Below are 16940 nucleotides of genomic sequence, written 5' to 3' on the forward strand. Positions count from 1 at the left end.
CAACTTGAAGGAGATAGGGATGAACAGGATACCCGTAATCATTGATACGGATCCGGGACACGATGATGCCATCGCTCTGATGATGGCCCTGGCCAGCAAGGAGCTGGATATCAGGGGAATCACCATCGTTGCCGGAAACAACACCATTGAGAATAACACCAATAACGCACTGCGATTGCTCGAACACTTCGGACGTGACATCAAAGTCTACCGGGGAGCCGGCCGGCCGCTGGTTCAGATCCAGGAACTGCCCGAGGACATCCACGGCAAATCCGGTATGGACGGCACCAGTCTGCCAGACCTGTGCCAGGGCAAACCGGAAGCCATCAACGCCGTCCAGTTCATGGAAAATGAACTCAAGGCAACCACCGAGCGCATCAAGATCATTGCCATCGGCCCGCTGACCAATATCGCGACCCTCCTGGCCGCGGCCCCGGAAGTGCGCGACCGCATCGACGAGATCGTCATCATGGGCGGAGCGGCCCTGGGCGGAAACAAAACCCCGACCTCCGAGTTCAACATCTGGCAGGATCCCGAAGCCGCCCACATCGTCTTCTCCTCCGGCATACCGCTCACCATGTGCGGTCTGGACGTCACCTACAAGTCCAGCCTGACCGAAGCGGACGTCGCCCGGATCAAGGCCATCGGCAACAAAGCCTCCACCCTGACCGGCGAGATCCTTGACTTCTACGGACATGCCATTGCCCTGCGCGGCAATCAGGGAATCGCCGTCCACGACGCCGTGGCCGTCGCCAAGATTCTGCGCCCCGAGCTGTTTACCTCCGCTCTCTACAACGTCGTCATCGACCTGGACGGACGATACACCAGAGGCTGCACCGTCACCGATCTGGATGACGTCACCAAAGCCCATAAGAACGTGGAAGTGGTCCTCGATGTGGACCGGTCCGCCTTCGTTGACTATATGGTCGAAGCCTTGACCGCGCTGACCGAGGAGGTGAAGCCCCATGCCTAAGATTCCAATCATCATTGACTGCGACCCCGGTGTGGACGACGCCTACGCGATCATGCTGGCTCACAGCTTCCCCGGCTTCGACATCCGGGCCATCACCCCGGTAGCCGGCAACGTCGAATACCAGCACACCACCCGCAACGCCCTGGACCTGGCCGACATGCTGGGCATTGAAACCCGCGTCGCCAAAGGGGCAGACCGCCCGCTGATCATCGAACTGCAGACCGCAGGGGAGATCCATGGCGGCAACGGCATGGCCGGCTACACGCTGCCCATGGCCAAACGGGACTACGATCCCATGAAAGCCTGGGACGTCATGTACGAAGAAGCTAAGAAATTCCCCGGCGAACTCGAAATCATCGCCGTCGGACCCCTGACCAACGTCGCCATCGCCATCATGAAATACTCCGATCTCAAAGACTACGTCAAGCGCATCGTCATCATGGGCGGCTCCGCCACCGTCGGCAACCACTCCCAGTACGGCGAATTCAACATCTGGGTTGATCCCCACGCCGCCGAAATCGTCTTCCATTCCGGCATCCCCGTGACCATGTTCGGACTCAACGCAACCCGCCAGTCCGCTCTGACCTCCGAGGAAATGTATGAGATGGAACAGCCCGACACCTCCGTGCGCGGTCTCATCGCCGGCATCAACCACTACGTGTTCGGCCTGCGCGACGGCAAGGACTGGGGCGGCACCATCACCCTGCATGATGCCATCACCGTCGCCTACCTCATGGACGAATCCTTTGCCCAGACCAAACCGGCCTATGTGACCTGCGAGTACACCGGCAAAAACACCTACGGCCAGACCGTCTGTGATTTCAAAGGCTTGTGCGGCAAAGCCCCCAACGTGGAGGTTGCCATGGTCACCAACCGGGATCTGTTCAAGCAGATGCTGGCGTCCATGCTCGAGTTCTACAAGAACTGATCTGAAAATACCTGATCTGAAAATACCTGATCTGTCATCCGTAAGCGGCAGCAGGAGGGAACTCCAGCACCCGAACATAAGTTGAACTCCGGATCCATTGAAAGATGAGCTCCGGATCAGCCAAAGACGAAACCAAAGTTGAACCAAAGACGAAACCAAAGTTGAACCAAAACCAATCAAAGATGACCCTCAGAACAACTCAAACAACCAAAGACGAAACCTTAGTCAACTCCAAGAACCCAAGATGAACCTGAGACAACTCCAAGAACCCAAGATGACCCTTCAGGACAACCCAAAGACAAAATTCTTCAAAGCCAAAGACAAAAGATTCAATCAAAAAAATCTGTAGAAAACAGGGAGAGAACAAAATGAAGAAGAAACTCATGTCCATCCTGACCACCTCCGTCCTGGCAATCGGCCTCGTAGCCGGATGCACTCCGACCACACCGACCACCACAGCCGGCGGAACCACCCCCGGAACCACTGCTGCCGGAACCACCACAGCCGGAACTTCAGCTGAAACAACGCCTGCCACCACCACGGCATCCGGCGAAAAGCTTAAGGTAACCCTGATTGTCGGCGGTAACCTGGGCGACAAGTCCTTCAATGACTCTGCCTGGGCCGGACTGAAGAAAGCCGAAGCCGAGCTGGGCACCGAAGTGAAGGTCATCGAGCTGGGCGGCGACCCGTCCAAGCAGGAACCCACCGTTCGCGACGTCGCCGATGACGGTACCGACATCATCATGGTTGCTTCCGGCGGACTCATCGAAGCCGTTCAGCTGGTTGCTCCGGAATATCCCGATGTCAAATTCGTTTCCTTCGACGTCAGCCCGTCTTACGCTGTAGAAAACGACAACCTGTACGGCATCATCTTCAAGCAGAATGAAGCCGACTTCCTGGCTGGCGCCATTGCCGGCAAAATGTCCAAATCCGGCGTCATCGGATTTGTCGGCGGACAGGAAAACCCCATCATCAACGACTTCCTCGTAGGCTACATCGACGGAGCTAAGCAGGCGAACCCTGCCATCAAAGTGGCCGTTTCCTTCGTAGGAAACTGGACTGACTCCGCCAAGGGCAAGGAAATGTCCTTCGCGCAGGTTCTCCTGGGTGCGGATGTCCTCCACGGCGTAGCCGGCGGAGCCGGACTGGGCGTCATCGAAGCCGCTGCGGAAAAGAAACTGTGGGCCATCGGCGTTGACTCCGACCAGACCCTGATGTTTGAAGGCGATTCCGCCAAGGCCAATGCCATTGTGACCTCCGCGCTGAAGAACGTCGGCGACACCCTCTACCTCGTGATCAAGAAGCACCAGGAAGGCTCCCTGAACTGGGGCAAGCTGGAATCCTTCGGTATCAAGGAAGGCGCTGTCGGCCTGGCCAGAAATGACAACTACAAGAAGAATGTTCCGGCTGAGGTTCAGACCTGGGTCGATGAACTGGAAAACAAGGTCAAGAACGGCGAGTACACCGTACCGAGCGCCTTCACCATGACCAACGAACAATTTGTCGAACTGAAGAACAGCATCAAGCCATAATCTGGCTGCTTGGAACTCAGGGAGCCGCTGATGGCTCCCTGAATCTTTGAAAAAACTTCGCCATACACTTAGCAGGAGGTGCTATTTTGCCACAGGAAATGATCCTCATGAAAAACATTACCAAAGTCTATCCCAATGGCTTTGTCGCCAACAAGGACATCACGCTGTCCGTTGAAAAGGGCGAGATCCATGGGCTGGTTGGTGAGAACGGTGCAGGGAAAACCACCCTCATGAAGATCCTGTTTGGAATTGAAAATCAGGAAGAGGGCCAGATCTTCATCAAAGGCCAGGAAGTCAAGATCAAGGACCCGCTGCATGCCATCGCCCTGGGCGTCGGCATGGTCCACCAGCACTTCATGCTGGTTCCGTCACTGACCGTGGCCGAAAACATCGTACTGGGCATGGAGCCCAAAAAAGGCATTCGATTTGACATGAAAAAAGCCGTGGACATGACCCGCGAGGTCTCCACGAAATATAACCTGGGCGTGGATCCGATGGATCTGGTCGAGGACATCTCTGTCGGCCAGAAACAGAAGGTGGAGATCTTAAAGGCCCTGATCCGGGGCGCTGAAGTGCTCATTCTGGATGAGCCCACCGCCGTACTGACCCCCCAGGAGACCGAAGAGCTCTTCGTCGAGCTCAAGAAGCTGCGCGACGACGGCTACACCATCGTCTTCATCTCCCATAAGCTCAACGAAGTCAAGGAGATCTGCGACCGCGTCACCGTGCTGCGCAACGGCCGCATGATCGGCAAGAAGCACATCGATGAAGTCTCCGAGCAGGACATTTCCCGCATGATGGTGGGCCGCGACGTCATCTTAAACATCGAGAAGGACAAGGCTCAGCCCAAGAAAGTCGTGGCCAGCATTGAGCACCTCTACCTGAAGAACTCTGACGGCAAGGACGTCATCAAGGACGTCAGCTTTACCATCCGTCAGGGCGAGATCGTCGGCATCGTCGGCGTCGAGGGCAACGGCCAGAATGAAGTGACCCAGGTCATGACCGGCCTTATGACCGGCTACGGCGGAGAAGTTATCATCGACGGCAAAAACATCCGGGGACTGTCCATCCGCCAGATCCGCGAAGCGGGCATCTCCCACATCTCCGAAGACCGCATGACCTTCGGCGCGGCCGCCAACGCCAGCGTCAAGGACAACCTGATCTCGGACCGCTACTACAAGAAAGAATTCAACCGGGGACTGCTCAACCACAAGAAAATCGAAGAGCTCTCCGCCGGCCTGATCAAGGACTACAAGATCAAGTGCGACAACCAGGATCAGCCGGTGCGCATGCTCTCCGGCGGCAACATCCAGAAGGTCATCGTGGCCCGGGAATTCACCGCCAACATGAAAGTCATCGTCGCCAACCAGCCGACCCGCGGCATCGACGTCGGCGCCACCGAGTTCATCCGGCGCAAGCTCATTGAGATCGCCCGGGAACAGAACGTCGGCGTGCTCCTGGTGTCCGCGGACCTCAACGAGGCCCTGGAAACCAGCGACAGCATCATCGTCATGCACAACGGCGAAATCGTCGCCTACTTTGAGGATGCCTCGCAGATTACCGAATTCACCCTGGGTGAATACATGCTGGGCATCAACAAACAGACTCCGGAAGAATTGAGGAGGGCAGTCTATGAACACCAAACAAATTGAGCGCAGATATGATCTGCTGCGGACCCTCATCGCCATCGGCATCGCCCTGGTGCTGGCCCTTCTGGTCATCGCTTCCATCAGTGATGCCCCCTTTGAGGCGATGAAGAACTTTCTGATCGGTCCGCTCTCATCCTTCCGGCGCTTTGCCAACGTCATCGAACTCATGATCCCCATCACCTTTACGGCGCTGGGCATCTGCATCCTGTTCCAGGCCGCCCAGTTCAACCTGATCGGGGAAGGGGTCTTCTACTTCTCCGGCGCCTTTGCCGCCTGGCTGTCCCTGAACATTTCCATGCCCACCGGCCTGCATGCCGCTGTGGTCATCATCCTGTCCGCTCTGGTCGGCGGTGTCATCGCCCTGATCCCGGCCGTGCTCAAGGTCAAGTGGAAGGCCAGTGAAGTCGTCTCCTCCATCATGATGAACTATGTCCTGTATTTTGCCGGCATGTACGTCCTGATGTATCATATGAAAGACATGGCTTCCGGCTTCAACGCCTCGTATCTCATCCCCAAGACGGCCAAGCTCCCGGTTCTGATCTCCAAGACCCGGATCCATGCCGGTCTCCTCCTGGTCGTCGTTATGATCGTTCTGGTCTACCTGTTCCTCTACAAGAGCAAATGGGGCTATGAACTGCGCATGACCGGTGAAAACCAGAACTTCGCCAAATACTCCGGCATCAAGGTCAACCGCGTCATTCTCCTGGCGAGTCTGTTGGGCGGAATCCTGGCCGGCATGGGCGGCGCCACCGAGATCCTCGGCATGTACACCCGCTTTCAGTGGGAAAAGCAGCCCGGCTACGGCTGGGACGGCATGCTGGTCGCCATCCTGGCCAAAAAGAACCCGGCCCTGGTACCCTTTGCCGCGTTCTTCCTGGCGTACCTGCGCATCGGCGCCGACGTCATCTCCCGGACCTCGGACATTCCCGTGGAATTCGTCCAGGTCATCCAGGCCATCGTCATCATGTTCATCGCCGCCGAGATGTTCCTCTCCGGCATGAAGCACCGCGCCATCACCAAGGCATCCCGCAAAGAACTGGAACTGAAGGAGGGCAAATAGCATGGATCTGAATCTGACTACCATCGCCAGCATCCTGTATTCCATCATCCGCGTCTCCACGCCCATCATCTTTGCCGCCATGGCCGCCCTGGTCTCGCGCAAAGCCGGCCTGACCAACATGGCCGTGGAAGGTATCATGCTTATCTCCGCCCTTACCGGCGTTGTCGTATCCGCTGCCACCGGCAGCCTCGTGCTGGGCATTCTGATTGCCCTGTTAGCCGGTGTCCTGTTCGCGTTCTTCATCGCGTATCTGTCGCTGCGGCTCAAGGCCGACATGGTCCTGACCTGCATCGCGGCCAACCTCCTGGCATCGGGACTCACCATCGTGGTCATGTTCCTCGCCTCCGGCGACAAGGGAACTTCTTCGAACCTGAAGAGCCTGGTGGTGCCCGAACTGCAAATCCCGCTGCTGTCCTCGATCCCGTTCCTCGGAGCGGTCTTCTCCAACCACAATGCCATGACTTACCTCGCGTTCCTGACCGTCTTCCTCGTCAATTTCTTCATTTTCAAGACGCCCCAGGGACTGCGCATCCGGTCCGTCGGAGAAAATCCCAATGCCTCCGAATCCGTCGGCATCGACGTGGAACGCATCCAGATCAGCTCCTTCGTCATCAGCGGCTTCATCGGCGCCCTGGGCGGCATCTACATGTCCATGGGCTATGTTTCCTGGTTTGCCCGCGACATGGTGGCCGGCCGCGGCTTCATCGGTCTGTCAGCCATGAACCTGGGCAACGGCTCCCCCCTGGGCAGCCTCCTGGCCTCCGTCATTTTCGGAAGCGCCGACGTGGCGGCCAACTCCCTCCAGGCCTTGAAGATTCCCGCCGAGTTTGTTCAAATGATCCCCTACGTCTCCACCATCGTGGGACTGGTGATCTTCTCCATCATCCGGGAACGGAATGTCAAAAAGAAAAAGAAAGTGGAAGCATAATCCCGCGATCCGGTGAACCGCCGATCCGAAAGGAGGAGGGAAGATGATCCGAAAAGAACCATCCGACGTAATCCTGAAGAAATCGATCCTGATCAGCTTCTCCACGGTGCTGATTGCCCTGGGCATTACCTTGTTTCTGCAAAGCCGCCTGGGCTCAGACCCCATCACCGTCTGGATTGACGGCCTGCGCCTGTCGCTGGCGCTCCCCATGGGTACCGCTTCGCTGTACAATAACCTGGTCATGCTGGCCCTGGCCATCCTGTTTGCTCGCAAGTACATCCACATCGGCACCGTCATCGGCGCCGTTGTGACCGGACCCCTGATGAATCTGTTCGATCCCGTCATCCTTAAGATCTTCGGTGCCGACCCCCGCCTGGGCACCCGCATCGGCATGATGCTCCTGGGGCAGGTGGTCCTGTGCTATGCCATTGCCCTGAACCTGTCGGTGAAGTTTGGCTTTGGCACCGTGGATTCCCTGCTGGTTCGGCTGTGCGAAAAATTCCGGCTCAAGTACAAGGTGATCAAGATGCTGTCCGACCTGATCTATACCATCGCCGGCATCCTGCTGGGCGGCGTGTTCGGGTTCGGCTCCGTCATCTCGGTACTCACCGGCGGACCGCTGATCGCCTGGTTTATGGAAAAGTTCACCGAACCCATGGCCCATCAACTGCATTTGAACGAAAACCCGATACGCGAGGAGTGAAAGAATGAAAATCTGCTGCTTCGGTTCTTTGAATATCGATATGGTTTTCTCGGTTCACGAATTCGTGCAACCTAAGGAAACCATCCAGTCAAAGGGCCTTACCCTGTACCCCGGCGGCAAAGGCCTGAATCAGGCCATGGCCATCATGAAATCCGGGGCCACCGTACTCATGGCCGGATCGGTCGGACCCGACGGTGCCATGCTCCTGGAAGTCTGCGATGAGAACGGCCTGGACCGAAGCCTTGTCCGCACCCTGGACATCGGAACCGGCACCGCCGTCATCCAGGTCAACGACACCGGCGAAAACTGCATCATCCTCTACGATGGTGCCAACAAGCAAAATGACACCCCCTTCATCGATACGGTACTCGATCAGCTCCACCGCGGCGACTTCCTGGTCCTCCAGAACGAAGTCAACAACCTCGGCTACCTGATCACCCGGGCCCACGAGAAAGGCATCAAAATCTTCCTCAATCCGTCACCCATTGATGAAACCATCAAGAACCTGCCCCTGAACCTGTGCGATTATCTCATCGTCAATGAAGTGGAAGGACAGCTCCTCTCCGGCGAGACCGCACCCGATGCGATCCTCACCGCCATGAGCAGCCGGTATCCCAATTCCAACATCATCCTGACCTTGGGCGCGGACGGCGTGCACTACACGTCCCCTGTGGAAGGTTCCGGCCACCAGCGTGCCTTCCGGGTCAAAGCCGTGGACACCACCGGCGCCGGCGATGCCTTCACCGGCTACTTCATCGGCATGACCGCCAAATACAAAGGCATGCCTGAATCCATCGCCGTCGCCCAGAAAGCGGCCGCCATCTCCGTCACCCGCAAAGGCGCCGCCGTCTCCATCCCATACCTGGATGAAGTCATGGCAGCCTCCATGGACTAGCGGTCAACCCACAGCGACAAACGGTCCATCACAGGAACAGATCCCGCTTAAACCGACATCAACGGAACCGACATGAATGATACTGACAGCAAGCCCTGGAAACAGACTGCTTGAACGGGCAGCGGGCATGAACCCCATGACCCGCCTCCCAACGGGACAAAGGGAACAGGCCGCTGCCGCAAGGACAGCGGCCTGTTCCCGTATAAGAACCACGAACGACCAGGAGCGATGACCCCAGTGCCATAAGACCTCGGCCTCATAAACTGGGAAGAGCGATGCATAACAGAACAAGAACAAGCCATATGTTCCAACGAGCCAAGAGGCATCAGAACATCTGATCCACAAGGAAGCGAATGCCGCAATAGAGGAATCAGAGCAGTACATCAGGAATAACCGGAAGGGGAGGAGGAAGAGCATTGAAAGACATACAAGATAGGGAAGACGTGAATGAAATGAAAGACAGACAAAATTTGAATGACATGAAAGACAGGAAAGACATCCAAAGCAGGGAAGACAACCTAAGCAGGGAAGAACTCAAAAGCGGAGAAAATAAAAAGAACCATAAAGAGGAGATGGAAAAGATCATCGATTCGATCCGGGAGGAGCTTCTGGCGCTGGGGCGGGATCTGTTTGAACACCCGGAACTGGGGTTCAAAGAATTCCGAACGAGAGATCAGGCGGCATCGTTCCTGGAGCGTCACGGCATGTCCTTGGAAACCGGACTGTCCATGACCGGCTTTCGCTGTACGCTGGGGCAGGGGGAGGGGCCGCACATCGCGTTAATCGCGGAACTGGATGCCATTCCCACTCCGGGGCATCGCTGCGCCAGTACGGATCAGGGGGCCGCTCATGCCTGTGCTCACTCCAATCAGCTGACGATCATGCTGGGGGTGATGAAAGCCATTCATGACTCCGGCGTCCTGGCGGGAACGGGCTGCCGCGTCAGCCTCATCGGTACTCCGGCGGAGGAGTTCACCGACTTTGCCTTCCGCCGCAGCCTCATGGAACAGGGCCTCATCCGCCACATGTCCGGCAAGCAGGATATGATCCGCTGCGGCGTGTTCGACGACATCGATCTGGCCATTTCCTGCCATACCATGGGCGGGGTGCCGGACCGGGCCGGAGACATCAATTCCTCCCTCAATGGCTTCCTGTCCAAGCAGATCACTTATACCGGCCAGGCCGCCCACGCCGGCGCCACCCCGCATCTGGGGGTAAATGCCCTTCAGGCGGCCAACATCGGGCTGATGGCCGTCAATGCCCAGCGCGAGACCTTCCGGGAAGACGACATGATCCGGGTGCACGGCATCATCACTGAAGGCGGCCAGACCGTCAATTCCGTCCCCGAACGGGTTCGCCTGGATTACTACGTCCGGGGCCGCACCCTGGAAGCCATGGCCGATGCCAGCCGCAAGGTCAACCGCTCCTTTGAGGCCGGAGCCCATGCCATGGGCGCTCAGGTCCTCATCACAGACACCCCGGGATACCTGCCCCTGGCTCAGTGCCGTGATCTCTCCGCCGTGCTGCGCGGCAATCTGACGCGCTTCATCGGGGAAGATGCCATCATCGACGGCCAGCGCTCCTTTGCCTCCGGCGACATCGGCGACCTGGGCGCACTGATGCCCGTCATCCAGTTCGGGTTCGGCGGCTTTTCCGGCAACGTCCATGGACCTAATTTTGAGATCGCCGATGAAGAAATGGCCTACCTCATTCCCGCCAAAGCCGTCACCGGCACCATTGTTGATCTGGTGATGAAACAAGGTACTCTGGCCCGAACCATTTTGGAGAAGAATCCGCCCCGCCTGACCCGGGAGCAGTATCTGGCCGACTGGCTGGGCATCGCAGCGGACGCAGAGACCGCTTCAGCGGAAGCCGATCCCGCTTCAGCGGAAGCAACACAGGCATGCGAGGAGGCAGACGCATGAAGACCGGAATCAAAAACGGCTGGATCATCACCATGGATCCCCAACGGACTGTTTATGAGAACGGCTGGCTCCTCATCGAGGAGGGCCGCATTGCCGCCCTGGGGGCGGGGGAACCGTCGGAATGGGTCCGGGACGAGACCATCGACTGGATCGATGCCGGGGGCAGCCTGGTGCTGCCGGGGTTTGTCAACTGCCACACCCACATCTCCATGTCCCTGTTCCGCAGCCTGGGCGAGGACATGCCCGACCGGCTGCGCCGCTACATGTTCCCCCTGGAAGAAGAACTGCTGGATCCGGAAATGGTGGCAGCCGGTGCGCGGCTCAGCCTGCTGGAGCTGATCCAGGGCGGCGTCACCACCTTCTGTGACATGTACTACTTTGAAGAAGAGGTCGCCAAAGCCGTCCAGGCGGCCGGAGTCCGCGCCGTCCTGGGGCAGACCATTCTGGGCAAGCCGGCGCCGGACGCTCCGCAGCCCTACGGCGGCATCGACCGGGCCTGTCAGTTTGTCGAAGCCTGGCGCGGGGACTCTCTGATCACGCCAGCTTTTGCGCCCCATGCACCCTATACCTGCGATGAGGAGCACCTGCAGATCATCAATCAGCTGTCCGAATCCTATGGCGTTCCCGTAGTCATGCACCTGGCCGAAATGACCTTTGAGGTGGAGGAGTTTGCCCGGCGCTATGGCAAAAGCCCGGTGCAGCAGATGGAAGCCATTGGCCTTCTGACGGACCGGCTCATCGCCGCCCACCTGGTCTATGTGGACGAGGCCGATATCCGCGCCCTGGTCCGCCATGGCGTGGGCGGAGCCCATAACGTGGCCGCCAATGCCAAAAGCGGGCGCATCATTTCACCGGCGCCGGCCATGCATCAGGCCGGGCTCGCCCTGGGACTGGGCACCGACGGCCCCATGAGCGGAAACCACCAGGATATCCAAAGTCTTTTGAGCACCTATACCCGGACCCACAAGCAGAAGGCGCTGGACAACCGCCTCTGTCCGGCCGCCGAAGCTCTTGAACTGGCCACCATCGGCGGAGCCAGAGCCCTGAAGCTGGATCACCTCATCGGCTCCCTCGAAGCGGGCAAAGCGGCTGACCTGATCTTCCTGGACACCAAAGCGCCCAACATCCAGCCGATCTATGATCCATATTCCGCCATCGTCTATGCGGCTCACCCTCACAACATTACGCTGACCATGGTCAGCGGCCGCATCCTGATGCAGGACCGGAAGATGAAAACGCTGGATCAGGAACAGAACCTGGAACAGGTCCGGCAGGAGACCCGGCGCATTGCCCGGTTTGCCCGGGAGCTGGATGCGCGGGCCCGGAAATAAACCGGTCGGAAATGTGAAAAACTGTGCTGTATCATAGGAAAAATGCTCCTGAAGCATTGCGGCGCCTCATGAAATCCCATAAAATAAGGAAGAACCCCTGTCCATGCGGCCTGGATCCCGATCGGATCCCACGGTACGCCTGGACATTGGCTTCGGACTGAACGAACTGATGCATCAAAGGAGATTTCCATGAAGAAACGAACGCTGGCCCTTGCCCTGTTTTTCCTGATGATTTTCGCAGCCGCGCCGCCGGCATTTGCCGCCACCGTCTACACCGTTCACTCCCGGATCCCCGTCTATCTGGATTCCTATCAGGCAGCCCAGACGGCTGACCCGGCCGGAACCTATGAAGCCGGCACTTATTATCTCTACAAGACCTTCAACGGAATGGTCAATGTTTCCCGGGAGGAAGGTCAGCCCGGCGGCTGGATCAACCCGTCGGAGAATATCCGGACTTATGGATCCTATGTCACCACCTCTTCGGTGAATTTCCGGACTGGTCCGGGGACCGCCTATGCCGTGATCCAGAAGCTGGAACAGGGCGTGGAAGTGGAGCTGATTGCCAAAACCACCTCCACCTGGTACAAAGTCCGGTCTCAGGGCAAGATCGGATATCTCTCTGCCAAATACCTCAAGGCCATTGAGGTGGAAGTGCCTTCCCAGGACTATGTCACCATTGCCAGCGTCAATTTCCGCACCGGTCCGGGGTCGGGCTACGCGCTGATCAGCTACCTGTCATCAGGCACCCGGGTTCAGCTCCTGGGCTACGCCGGAGCAGACTGGCTCAAGATTTCTTATGGCGGACGTACCGGCTATGCCTTTGCCAGATATCTGGCCGAGGCGGGCAGTCCCGAAGATCCGGGGGATCCGACCCGGGAAGTCTCCATCGTGCCTTATGTGACCCGGACTACGGTCAATCTGCGGACTGGCCCGGCGTCGACCTACCCGCTGATCCGCAACCTGCCGGCGGGGACCACGCTGTCCTATATCGGCCTGGCCAAGGAAGGCTGGGCCCAGGTCCGCACCGCCGGCCGCACCGGCTATCTGACCCTGTCCTACATCACGCCGGTGCTGCTGCAGCAGCCCGCTGCCCGCCGCGCCGTGTTTGAAGGCGCCAAGCCTTATGTTCTGAACGCTCAGGGCGATGTCCGCAGCGGTCCCGGGACCGGCTTCAGCCGAATAGCCCGCCTCAATCCCGGCACGGCAGTAGGCGTTGTCTCCCTGGCGGATTCCTGGGCAAAGATTGTCTATGAAACGACAGCCGGACGGCAGACCGGGTACATGAATACAGCGTTTGTCTCGCCCCAGGCTCTCAGCACATCGGCCAGACCCCGCATCGGCATTGCCTGATCAACCTATCCCCTGAAGTACTATGTGGATGCTGTGACCCGGGCCGGGGGTGAAGCCGTCCTTCTGCCGAAAGTGACGACCCGGGCCCAGGCCAGAGCAGCCCTGGATTCGGTATCCGGCATCATTTTCCCCGGCGGCGCAGCGGTGGATTCCCGCTACTATTACGGGGCGTATTATGGCGACGGACAGGTACCGGGCAGCGAGAACAACGTGTCCGATTACCACCTGATGCGCGAAGCCATGAACCGGGATCTTCCCACCCTGGGCGTATGCCGCGGATTCCAGCTCATGAACGCGCTCTCCGGCGGATCCCTGACCAATCTGGTCACCACCGATTATGAACGATCCCTGATCCACCGCGATCCCAGCAAGAATGCTTTCTACTACCATGACATCGACATTGTGTCCGGTACCCGCCTTGCCAGTCTGGTAGGCGCCGGCCGCGACAACGTCAACTCCTACCACCGCTTCATCATCAAGACCCTGGGCCAGGACTTGAAAATCAGCGCCCGAAGCACCGACGGCGGCATCGAAGGCATCGAAGCCACCGATAAAACCTTCTTCCTGGGCATCGACGCCCATCCGGAACGCATGTACAGCGACGGCAACACCATCTATCACAGCCTGTTCGTTGAACTGGTGGAACAGTCCCGTTAGCGGGATTCGGCTGCCGGAATGGTCTTATGACGGAGTCCACGGGTCAAAGAACAGACTGCAGGCAGAGCGGACGGATGACAATCGGAGGTTGAAAGCGGGAACTCTGAACAGGCGGTGTGCAGCCAGATCTCCGGCTTCAGGCAAATCCGGTGAAGTCAATCAGACATTATGGCATCAAGTTACCCTGGAGTGATGACAGCAAGCCACTCCAATTTAAAAAGGCAAGCCACCCTGCAACCGCATCAGGGTGGCTTGCTCATGCCATCCGGCCGATGAGCGAAGTACATTCCCTTGATGAAATGAAGTGTGCTCTGGGGGATGCTGTGAAGTGTGCTCTGAGGGATGCTGTGAAGTGGATTTCGGGTAATGCAGGAAGATGATTCCGGGGGATGCAGGAAGTACATTCCGAGTGCTGCCAACGGAGCTGACTGGGTGTGGTATAATTAGAACAAGAGTTTGAAGCCAAGAAAAGAGGAATACCATGGAACCTTTAGCGTCACGCCTGCGTCCGTCGAACATCGATGAGGTCATCGGGCAGAAACATATTGTGGGGGAGGGGAAGATCCTGTCCTCCATGATCGGGAATAAAAAATTGCTCAACATGCTGTTCTACGGACCGCCGGGGACCGGCAAGACCACGATTGCCAGGCTTCTGGCGGATCTGACGGACCGCCAGTTCTTCATGCTCAACGCCTCCACGGATTCGCTCAAGGATGTGCGGGAAGTCCTGGATCAGCTCAATACCATGATGGGGTATCAGGGGATCATCCTGTACATCGATGAAATCCATATGTTCAACAAACGGAACCAGCAGGTACTGCTGGACTACATTGAGGACGGCCGCGTCATACTGATCGGATCCACGACGGAAAATCCGCATTTTGCGGTGTTCAAGGCGCTGGTGTCCCGCTGTCTGGTCATTGAGTTCAAGCCCCTGGATCCGGCGGACATCCTGAAAGGACTTGATCGCGGCATGGAGGTGCTGCGCCGGGAAAACAGCCTGAAGGAGTTCCGGGTGCCGAAAAAAGTCCTGGGCAACATCGCAGCGCAGAGCGATGGCGATATGAGAAAAGGCCTCAATGCCCTGGAGATGCTCTTTATCAGCCGGTACGGCGCGGGCTCCGAGGTGGTGGAAGTGACCGAAGCGGATGCCGAGGCGCTGCTGGGGCGCAAGATGCTCAACTATGACTCCGACGGGGACAGCCATTATGATCTGCTGTCTGCTTTCCATAAATCCGTGCGCGGATCCGATCCGGACGCAGCCATTGTCTACCTGGCCATGATGCTCAAGGGCGGGGACCTGCTGTCCGTGTCCCGCCGGCTGCTGTGCATTGCCAACGAAGACATTGGCCTGGCCTATCCCATGGCAATCCCCATCGTCAAGGCCGCGGTGGACACCGCGCTCCAGCTGGGCATGCCCGAGGCGCTGCTGCCACTGTCCAATGCCACCGTACTGCTTTGCACCGCACCGAAATCCAACAGTGCTCCCATGGCTTACTGGACCGCCGCCAAGGCCATTGAGCAGCAGAACATCGGAGAAATCCCGGCGGATATCCGGGATGGCCATTACAGCGGCGCTCAGTCCCTGGGACGGGCTCAGCACTATAAGTATCCTCACAGCTTTCCCGGTCACTGGGTCGCCCAGCAGTACATGCCGACGGGACTGACCGGCCAGACCTTCTACGAGTACGGGGACAACAAGATGGAGGACACCACCCGAAAATACTGGGAGGCGCTCAAGGCGGAAGTTCTGCGTCAGGAAAAAGACAGCAGGAAGAAATAGAACCCATCGATTGGGCAGCGGGGGTGGACCGATTGCCCTAAAGAACACAAAAAAATCAATTGAATCAAAAATACCCAGGGATCCGTTCGGACGGATTGCCTGGGTATTTTTGATCAGGAAAAACAGGGTTTTGGCCAGTGCCTTAACTTAGGATGCAGATGATAAACAGATGATGTTCAGCATGGATACAGAAAAAAGACGAATAGGGCACTTTAACATGAAGATAGAAAAACCATTGGGATAACATAATAACTTGATGTGGATCAACTTGTGATGAAAACTGAAAAATCAAGTGTTATTTACAACTTCTCAATTATTGTGAATTATTTAATTGGAGGCGACATTTTTGGGAAGGAGTGACCTTATTATGAAAAAAATACAACTAAATTCATAACTTATCAATTTTTGGGAAAACGATTGTATTCGGATTGTGGGCATTCTATAATAATACTTGTAAATTCGTAAACGATTAAGTTTGCGGATAACCTAATCATATGGGGGTATTGTTATGGATTATTTAAGCAAAGCGAACAGCATGTACCTTTGGCTCGCTGTAAGCCCGGTCGTTTTGATCGTAGCCCTGCAGGCCATCATTTTCGTGCGCAAGGCTCTGGACAGCGCCAAGTACGCGGACCTCTCCCACGATGAAGCCATGAAGGCGTTCCGGGTTGGCGCAACGTCAGCCATCGGACCGGCTCTCGGCGTATTCGTCGTAATGCTCGGCCTCATGGCAGCCATCGGCGGACCGCTGGCCTGGCAGCGTCTGGCCATCATCGGTGCCGCTCCGACAGAACTGGCAGCCGCCAACATGGCAGCTCAGGCTCAGGGCGTATCACTGGGTGGAGAAGGCTACGGACTCCTCAACTTTGCCAATGCAACCTGGGTTATGGCCCTGAACGGCAGCGCCTGGCTTTTGACCACCGCTCTATTCTCAGACAAGCTGGAAAAGATCACTCATAAAGTATCCGGCGGCGATGCCAAGAAGATCGGTATCCTCGGAACCGGAGCGATGCTCGGAGCCATGGGATTCCTCGTCTCCAATGAAATCAACAAGGGACTCAAACCCGGTGCCGGCGGAATCATTGTGGCCGCAGTTGCCGCTTTCGTGTCCATGCTCGTCCTTGAGCGGATCGCTAAGAAAATCCCGAAACTGGTCGAATTCAATCTGGGCATCGCCATGGTCATCGGTATGATCGCGGCAGTTGCTTACAACCACATGTAGGAGG

At 57.4% G+C, this 16940-nt stretch carries 14 protein-coding genes; all 14 read left to right on the forward strand.

Annotated features, from left to right (window positions below; translation table 11 throughout):
- Window positions 1–19: 19 nt before the first annotated feature.
- The 14 genes from P6M73_RS08385 to P6M73_RS08450 all read left to right on the forward strand — a co-directional run bounded on the left by P6M73_RS08385 (window position 20) and on the right by P6M73_RS08450 (window position 16936).
- Window positions 20–973: a nucleoside hydrolase gene (locus P6M73_RS08385; RefSeq protein ID WP_277855654.1), complete on the forward strand. Its 954-nt coding sequence runs from the start codon at window positions 20–22 to the stop codon at window positions 971–973.
- Window positions 966–1901 (forward strand): nucleoside hydrolase, encoded by a 936-nt coding sequence (locus tag P6M73_RS08390; protein ID WP_277855655.1) that lies wholly within the window; start codon window positions 966–968, stop codon window positions 1899–1901. The genes P6M73_RS08385 and P6M73_RS08390 overlap by 8 nt, the downstream gene beginning before the upstream one ends.
- A 368-nt stretch (window positions 1902–2269) precedes the next feature.
- Window positions 2270–3433 (forward strand): BMP family ABC transporter substrate-binding protein, encoded by a 1164-nt coding sequence (locus P6M73_RS08395; RefSeq protein ID WP_277855656.1) that lies wholly within the window; start codon window positions 2270–2272, stop codon window positions 3431–3433.
- A gap of 86 nt (window positions 3434–3519) precedes the next feature.
- Complete coding sequence (locus P6M73_RS08400) at window positions 3520–5085, forward strand: ABC transporter ATP-binding protein (RefSeq protein ID WP_277855657.1); 1566 nt, start codon at window positions 3520–3522, stop codon at window positions 5083–5085.
- Complete coding sequence (locus P6M73_RS08405) at window positions 5066–6142, forward strand: ABC transporter permease (protein WP_277855658.1); 1077 nt, start codon at window positions 5066–5068, stop codon at window positions 6140–6142. Before P6M73_RS08400 ends, P6M73_RS08405 begins: the two co-directional genes overlap by 20 nt.
- Window position 6143: 1 nt before the next feature.
- The gene (locus P6M73_RS08410) at window positions 6144–7070 is read left to right on the forward strand and encodes an ABC transporter permease (RefSeq protein WP_277855659.1); all 927 of its coding nucleotides are present in this window, start codon (window positions 6144–6146) and stop codon (window positions 7068–7070) included.
- Between the two features lie 43 nt (window positions 7071–7113).
- The gene (locus tag P6M73_RS08415) at window positions 7114–7773 is read left to right on the forward strand and encodes a YczE/YyaS/YitT family protein (protein WP_277855660.1); all 660 of its coding nucleotides are present in this window, start codon (window positions 7114–7116) and stop codon (window positions 7771–7773) included.
- A 4-nt stretch (window positions 7774–7777) separates the two neighbouring features.
- Window positions 7778–8668 carry a ribokinase gene (locus tag P6M73_RS08420; RefSeq protein ID WP_277855661.1) on the forward strand — a complete coding sequence of 297 codons (891 nt, stop codon included), beginning with the start codon at window positions 7778–7780 and terminating at the stop codon, window positions 8666–8668.
- 416 nt (window positions 8669–9084) lie between these two features.
- Window positions 9085–10593 (forward strand): amidohydrolase, encoded by a 1509-nt coding sequence (locus tag P6M73_RS08425; RefSeq protein ID WP_277855662.1) that lies wholly within the window; start codon window positions 9085–9087, stop codon window positions 10591–10593.
- Window positions 10590–11924, forward strand: coding sequence for an amidohydrolase (locus tag P6M73_RS08430; RefSeq protein ID WP_277855663.1), 1335 nt, complete (start codon window positions 10590–10592; stop codon window positions 11922–11924). Before P6M73_RS08425 ends, P6M73_RS08430 begins: the two co-directional genes overlap by 4 nt.
- 189 nt (window positions 11925–12113) lie before the next feature.
- Window positions 12114–13274: an SH3 domain-containing protein gene (locus P6M73_RS08435; protein ID WP_277855664.1), complete on the forward strand. Its 1161-nt coding sequence runs from the start codon at window positions 12114–12116 to the stop codon at window positions 13272–13274.
- A gap of 24 nt (window positions 13275–13298) precedes the next feature.
- On the forward strand, window positions 13299–13931 hold the full coding sequence (locus P6M73_RS08440; protein WP_277855665.1) for a gamma-glutamyl-gamma-aminobutyrate hydrolase family protein: 633 nt from the start codon (window positions 13299–13301) through the stop codon (window positions 13929–13931).
- A gap of 481 nt (window positions 13932–14412) precedes the next feature.
- On the forward strand, window positions 14413–15714 hold the full coding sequence (locus P6M73_RS08445) for a replication-associated recombination protein A (protein ID WP_277855666.1): 1302 nt from the start codon (window positions 14413–14415) through the stop codon (window positions 15712–15714).
- Window positions 15715–16222: 508 nt separating this feature from the next.
- The gene (locus P6M73_RS08450) at window positions 16223–16936 is read left to right on the forward strand and encodes a DUF5058 family protein (RefSeq protein WP_277855667.1); all 714 of its coding nucleotides are present in this window, start codon (window positions 16223–16225) and stop codon (window positions 16934–16936) included.
- Window positions 16937–16940: the final 4 nt, after the last annotated feature.

The sequence above is a fragment of the Anaerococcoides asporogena genome (assembly GCF_029590275.1).
In the GTDB taxonomy this organism is placed as follows: domain Bacteria; phylum Bacillota; class Clostridia; order Clostridiales; family Clostridiaceae; genus JG1575.

Bases quoted from the DNA above. Each gene is read 5' to 3' on its own strand.
- P6M73_RS08450 (WP_277855667.1), top strand. From the start codon at position 16,223: ATGGATTATTTAAGCAAAGCGAACAGCATGTACCTTTGGCTCGCTGTA.
- P6M73_RS08390 (WP_277855655.1), top strand. From the start codon at position 966: ATGCCTAAGATTCCAATCATCATTGACTGCGACCCCGGTGTGGACGAC.
- P6M73_RS08405 (WP_277855658.1), top strand. From the start codon at position 5,066: ATGAACACCAAACAAATTGAGCGCAGATATGATCTGCTGCGGACCCTC.
- P6M73_RS08420 (WP_277855661.1), top strand. From the start codon at position 7,778: ATGAAAATCTGCTGCTTCGGTTCTTTGAATATCGATATGGTTTTCTCG.
- P6M73_RS08430 (WP_277855663.1), top strand. From the start codon at position 10,590: ATGAAGACCGGAATCAAAAACGGCTGGATCATCACCATGGATCCCCAA.
- P6M73_RS08410 (WP_277855659.1), top strand. From the start codon at position 6,144: ATGGATCTGAATCTGACTACCATCGCCAGCATCCTGTATTCCATCATC.
- P6M73_RS08395 (WP_277855656.1), top strand. From the start codon at position 2,270: ATGAAGAAGAAACTCATGTCCATCCTGACCACCTCCGTCCTGGCAATC.
- P6M73_RS08385 (WP_277855654.1), top strand. From the start codon at position 20: ATGAACAGGATACCCGTAATCATTGATACGGATCCGGGACACGATGAT.
- P6M73_RS08415 (WP_277855660.1), top strand. From the start codon at position 7,114: ATGATCCGAAAAGAACCATCCGACGTAATCCTGAAGAAATCGATCCTG.
- P6M73_RS08445 (WP_277855666.1), top strand. From the start codon at position 14,413: ATGGAACCTTTAGCGTCACGCCTGCGTCCGTCGAACATCGATGAGGTC.
- P6M73_RS08435 (WP_277855664.1), top strand. From the start codon at position 12,114: ATGAAGAAACGAACGCTGGCCCTTGCCCTGTTTTTCCTGATGATTTTC.